Source organism: Streptomyces sp. S3(2020) (assembly GCF_013044505.1).
Lineage (GTDB): Bacteria > Actinomycetota > Actinomycetes > Streptomycetales > Streptomycetaceae > Streptomyces.
In genome coordinates this window covers 1-5,666 of record NZ_JABERD010000367.1, presented here as the reverse complement: position 1 = coordinate 5,666, position 5,666 = coordinate 1, and the positions used below count along the sequence as shown (strand labels likewise).

Sequence of the window (5,666 nt, the reverse complement as noted above, 5' to 3'; positions counted from 1 at the left end):
CGGGCCTACCCCGTGCCCTCACCCTGCCACGTCGCTGGCGGCGCCAGATGTTGATAAGAGACCGTCCCCGGCCTCCTCCCCGGCCTGGGCATCGACAGCGAGGACGCCGGCTAACTCCTCCCACACGACGATTCCCACACCCCGATGGGGCGCCCTTCTCCGGAAGGCCGCCCCATCGTCATCACACCGAAAACCGAAAACCCCTAGAAGAACACCGACCGCCGCTGCACCAGCAACTTGTACAGCGTGTGCTGGATCTGCTCCCTGACCTGGTCCGTCAGGTTGAACATCAGCATCGGATCCTCGGCCGCCTCCGGCGGATAGCCGTCCGTGCGGATCGGCTCGCCGAACTGGATCGTCCACTTGGTCGGCAGCGGGATCCCGCCCAGCGGGCCCAGCCACGGGAAGGTCGGAGTGATCGGGAAGTACGGGAAGCCGAGCAGGCGGGCCAGGGTCTTCGCGTTGCCGATCATCGGATAGATCTCCTCCGCGCCGACGATCGAGCACGGAATGATCGGCGCCCCGTTGCGCAGCGCCGTGGAGACGAAACCACCGCGGCCGAAACGCTGGAGCTTGTACCGCTCGCTGAACGGCTTGCCGATGCCCTTGAAGCCCTCCGGCATGACACCGACCAACTCGCCCTGCCCCAGCAACCGCTGGGCGTCCTCCGCACAGGCCAGGGTGTGCCCGAGCTTGCGGGCGAGCTCGTTGACCACCGGCAGCATGAAGACCAGGTCCGCGGCGAGCAACCTGAGATGCCGTCCCGCGGGGTGGTTGTCGTGGACGGCGACCTGCATCATCAGACCGTCCATGGGAATCGTCCCGGAGTGGTTGGCGACGATCAGCGCGCCACCCTCCGCCGGGATGTTCTCGATGCCCTTCACCTCGACCCGGAAGTACTTCTCGTACACCGGCCGCAGCAGGGACATCAGGACCTGGTCGGTCAACTCCTCGTCGTAACCGAAGTCATCGACGTCGTAGTCACCGGTGAGCCGGCGCCGCAGGAAGGACAGCCCGCCCGCGATCCGCCGCTCGATACCGCCCTCGTCCTGCGCCTTCTGCGGCGGCTGTTCCTCACGCGTCACAGGGACATCATCCTGCGCCGGCGTCTTGCTGGGCAGAGGCTGGACCTCACGGACCACCGCGGGCTCGGCCCCCTTGCGCCTGCTCCCCGCGCTCCGGCGCCGCGACGGCCGCTGTACGGCAGCCCCACGGGACCGGTCGTCGTCGAACGGAATGACCTTGGCGTCCGCCATCGTTGATGCGCTCCTCAGTTGGCGCTCTGCGTCGGGGGGTGGCCGCCGCCCAGGACGGGCAGCGCGGCGATCCGGTCGACGGCCCCCGCGAGGGCCTCCGGCGGCACCAGTCCGGGTCCGCGGCCACGCGCGAAGTCCGCGAAGGTCTCCGCCGTCGTGTACTTCGGCTGGAATCCGAGCGTCTCCCGCATCTGGGCCGTCGACACGACCCGGCCGTGCGTGAGCAGCCGGATCTGCTCGGGCGAGAAGTCCGTCACCCCGAGCGTACGCACCAGCGACCCGGCCCAGGTGACCGCCGGCAGCAGCAGCGGCACGGTCGGCCGCCCCAGCCTGCGCGAGCACTGCGACAGCAGCAGCACCCCGTCGCCGGCGATGTTGAACGTCCCGCTGTTGAGCGTGCCCCGCTCCGGATCGTGCGAGGCGATCCGCAGCACCTCGATCACATCGTCCTCGTGCACGAACTGCAACCGGGGGTCGTACCCCAGCACGGTGGGCAGCACGGGCAGCGAGAAGTACGAGGCGAGCGGCGTATCGGCGCTGGGCCCCAGGATGTTGGCGAACCGCAGCACACACACGGCCACATCGGGCCGCCGCCGCGCGAACCCCCGCACATACCCCTCGACCTCGACGGTGTCCTTGGCGAAGCCGCCGCTGGGCAGCGACTTGGGAGGAGTCGTCTCGGTGAAGACGGCGGGATCGCGAGGCGCGGACCCGTAGACATTGGTACTGGATTTGACGACGAGCCTTTTGACCGTCGGTGACTTCTGGCACGCACCGAGCAGCTGCATGGTGCCGATGACGTTGGTCTCCTTGACCATGGTCCGGCTGCCACTGCCCAGCGCCATGGCCGTCACATCCAGGTGTACGACCGTGTCGGCGCCCGTCTCCGCGAGCACCCGCGCGATGGTGGGCTGCCGGATGTCGGCCTGGATGAAATCGGCCCCGCCCAGATGATGCTCCGGCGGCACCGCGTCGACGGCGATCACCCGGTCCACCTGCGGGTCACGCTGTATCCGTCGTACGAACCGGCCCCCCAGCTGACGGGCCACTCCGGTCACGAGCACGACCTTGCCCAAGATTCAGCGCCTTTCTTTCAGCACTCGTCCCCTGCGTACCCTGCCGTGTTCCCCGTCTGCGGCCAACCTAGCGGGTCGATGTTGCGCTGTGATGACCGCCCAATGCACGAAGTGACGACTTCCACAGACATACGACGAGACCAAGCCAGCCGGTGTCAGACATACGCACAGAGCTCAGCAGCCCGGCATCCGATTCCGGATATGCGTGTGGCCCCCCACCGGGTGTGGTGGGGGGCCACAAATCACGCTGCTTGCGCGGCGTCGCCTTACTTCTTGTTACGACGCTGAACGCGCGTGCGCTTGAGCAGCTTGCGGTGCTTCTTCTTAGCCATCCGCTTGCGCCGCTTCTTGATAACAGAGCCCACGACTACCCTCGCTCACTTCTCATCACTCGGCGTTTGGGCGCCATGGGCCCATACGACCTACGAGGGGCTAGCCTACCCGCCTGAGCGCTGAGCTCGTAATCGAGGGGGAAAGGGGGATCCCTGCTGTGCCCTGAGGATCCCCCGCCCCACAGCCGTCAGGCGGTTTCCACCCCCACATAGCTCTCGCGAAGGTACTCGTGAACCGCTTGCTCGGGGACGCGGAAGGACCGCCCCACCCGGATAGCGGGCAGATGACCGCTGTGCACCAACCGGTACACGGTCATCTTCGACACTCGCATCACCGAGGCGACTTCCGCCACGGTAAGGAACTGAACCTCGTTCAGAGGCCTCTCGCCAGCTGCAGCCATGACACACCTGAACCTTCCGCACTCGACGGCCACCGGCTTCCCCTTCCGGTGACTCTTCGTCGTTGCGTGCTCACTCCCCAATGTAGGGGCGGGTGATGCGAGTGGGGAAGAGGTGCACCCATCGGCGGCCTACTGTGACAGACACGCTCGATTGAGTACGTAGCGGGTAAGCGGCCGGTAGTAATCAGACCGCACAGCGTCATCAAGTGGAACGACGACGGACACGACCCCCTCGGCCTCTCCCACGAAGAGCGCGGGGTCATCGGTATCGGCGAGCCCAATGGCCTCAAACCCCAGCTGACCTGCCCCGCAGACCCACCCGTGATCCCCGATGACAAGCTCGGGAAGCACCCCGCCCTCGTCCGCGGCAGCGGCCAGGGCAGCCCGAACCGGGAGGGGCGAGTGCGTGTGTGCGCCGGTCGCACTACCGGAGCTCGGCGCCCCCGGTTCTCGCACGAACGCGACTCCTCGTACGTAGTCAAGGTTGTACGTGCGTAGACCGAACCGGGTCGTTATGTCGACACAGCGACCATGCGCAGGGGTGAGGACGGTACATCCCGCCGCCGACAGCGCGTCCGCCAAGGCGGCGTAGAACCCGAGCAGTCGGTGCGGATGCCCGGTCCCGAGGAGCACGGTGCCGCCACGCTGGGCAACTGCCCCGATCCGCTCGGCGAAGGCATCCAGAGCGGCCAGAGTCCGCTCAGGATCGATCACATCATGGCCTTGAGTCTGTCTCGGATCGCCAGAAACCCCACACTTATCGGCCATCAATTCGATCAAATCCCGCTGCCCCCACGTCCACTCGGGATCGATACCGATCAGCACGCGTGGATCACGAGCAGCGAAAAGCCGATAACTCCGCAGGCTCTCCTCCCGCGAGGTAGCCACAGGCCCAGCCAGACGAGCAGCCAACAAATGGGCGCGCAGCGCGCCGGTGCTCAACACGGGAGTGATGGTGACGGACGGAAGCAGGACACGGGAGGCGAACGAAGAAACACCGCACAGTTGGCGTAACGAGCCCTCGGTCCTACGCCAACCGGCCCTCCGCCTTACGCCGGCAAGCCCGACGCCCTACGCCAGCAGCCCCCGCAGCGGAAACACCGCACGCCGCGCGGCCAGCACCGCCTGGTCCAACCGGTCCGCCGGGTCGTACCCCGACTCCCAGTCGGCCCAACTCACCGGCCACCGCCCGTCGGTCATCCGCATGGGCGCCAACTGCCGGGTACGCGCGAACACTTCCTGCCGCCAGCTCTCGGGGATCACGCTCTCCGGCTCCACGGCCCGCCCCGCGGCGATCCCCACCAGATGCGTCCAGGACCGCGGCACCACATCGACCACCGCGTACCCGCCCCCGCCCAGCGCCACCCACCGCCCGTCGGCGTACTCGTGCGCCAGCTCATGACAGGCCACCTGCACAGCCCGCTGCGCATCCAGCGAGACAGCGAGATGGGCGAGCGGATCCTCGAAGTGCGTATCGGCGCCATGCTGGGTCACCAGGACCTGCGGACGGAAATCGGCGATCAACTCCGGTACGACCGAGTGAAACGCCCGCAGCCACCCCGCGTCCCCGGTCCCCGCCGGCAGCGCCACATTCACCGCGCTGCCCTCCGCCGAGTCGGCCCCCGTCTCCTCCGGCCACCCGGTCTGCGGGAACAGCGTCCGAGGATGCTCGTGCAGGGAGATCGTCAGAACCCGCGGATCCTCCCAGAACGCCGCCTGCACCCCGTCCCCGTGATGCACGTCGACATCGATGTAGGCGACCCGCTCGGCCCCCAGCTCCAACAACCGCGCGATCGCCAGCGAAGCATCGTTGTAGATACAGAACCCCGAAGCGCCCCCCGGCATCGCATGATGCAGCCCACCCGCGAAGTTCACCGCGTGCAGAGCGTCCCCGTGCCACACCGCCTCGGCAGCGCCCACCGACTGCCCTGCGATCAGGGCGGACACGTCGTGCATCCCCGCGAAGGCCGGATCGTCCATGGTCCCCAGCCCGTACGTCCCATCCGCCGCCCCGGGCTCCGTCGACGCCGCCTTCACAGCCTCGATGTAGTCCTCCCGGTGCACCAGCCGCAGCGTGGACTCCCCGGCAGGCTTCGCCGATACGACGTCCACCTCCCGGTCCAGCCCGAAGGCACTCACCAATCCCCGGGTCAGAGCCAACCGGACCGGATCCATCGGATGGTCCGGACCGAAGTCATAGCCCGTTACTGCCTCGTCCCACATCAGCTGTGCGCGGCCGCTCATGCCCGCCACCGTATCGGTCCGGTTGAGCGGCGAACGACCGGGCGTACACAAGCGTCACCAGCACCAACACCATCGGCACAAGCATCGCTCCGCGGTAACTCCACGCATCGCCCAAGGCCCCCACCAAGGGCGAACCGATCAAAAACCCGACATAGTTGAAGACATTGAGCCGAGCGACAGCCGCATCGGAAGCCCCCGGGAACAACCGCCCGGCAGCCGCGAAGGTCTGCGGCACCAGCACACACAACCCCAGCCCCAGCAACGTGAATCCCAGCATCCCGACCCAGGCCCCGGGCGCCGAAGCCACCACCGCGAACCCGAGCGCGGCCACCACGGCCCCCGCCCGCACCACCACCA

At 67.7% G+C, this 5,666-nt stretch carries 7 protein-coding genes; all 7 read right to left on the bottom strand.

Annotated elements, in window-relative coordinates; genetic code table 11:
- Positions 1-203: 203 nt before the first annotated feature.
- Positions 204-1,256, bottom strand: coding sequence for a lysophospholipid acyltransferase family protein (locus HLK59_RS47710; protein ID WP_171147946.1), 1,053 nt, complete (start codon positions 1,254-1,256; stop codon positions 204-206).
- Between the two features lie 14 nt (positions 1,257-1,270).
- Positions 1,271-2,332, bottom strand: coding sequence for an NAD-dependent epimerase/dehydratase family protein (locus HLK59_RS47705; protein ID WP_171147945.1), 1,062 nt, complete (start codon positions 2,330-2,332; stop codon positions 1,271-1,273).
- A gap of 266 nt (positions 2,333-2,598) precedes the next feature.
- Positions 2,599-2,697, bottom strand: coding sequence for an AURKAIP1/COX24 domain-containing protein (locus HLK59_RS47700; RefSeq protein ID WP_003948845.1), 99 nt, complete (start codon positions 2,695-2,697; stop codon positions 2,599-2,601).
- Between the two features lie 155 nt (positions 2,698-2,852).
- Positions 2,853-3,065, bottom strand: coding sequence for a helix-turn-helix domain-containing protein (locus HLK59_RS47695; protein ID WP_004984898.1), 213 nt, complete (start codon positions 3,063-3,065; stop codon positions 2,853-2,855).
- Positions 3,066-3,194: 129 nt separating this feature from the next.
- Positions 3,195-4,010 carry a phosphatase gene (locus HLK59_RS47690; RefSeq protein WP_171147944.1) on the bottom strand — a complete coding sequence of 272 codons (816 nt, stop codon included), beginning with the start codon at positions 4,008-4,010 and terminating at the stop codon, positions 3,195-3,197.
- Between the two features lie 126 nt (positions 4,011-4,136).
- On the bottom strand, positions 4,137-5,309 hold the full coding sequence (locus HLK59_RS47685) for an acetoin utilization protein AcuC (protein WP_171147943.1): 1,173 nt from the start codon (positions 5,307-5,309) through the stop codon (positions 4,137-4,139).
- Positions 5,260-5,666 (bottom strand): MFS transporter (locus HLK59_RS47680; protein WP_171147942.1); only part of this gene is annotated, 407 nt, incomplete at its 5' end. The genes HLK59_RS47685 and HLK59_RS47680, both read right to left, overlap by 50 nt.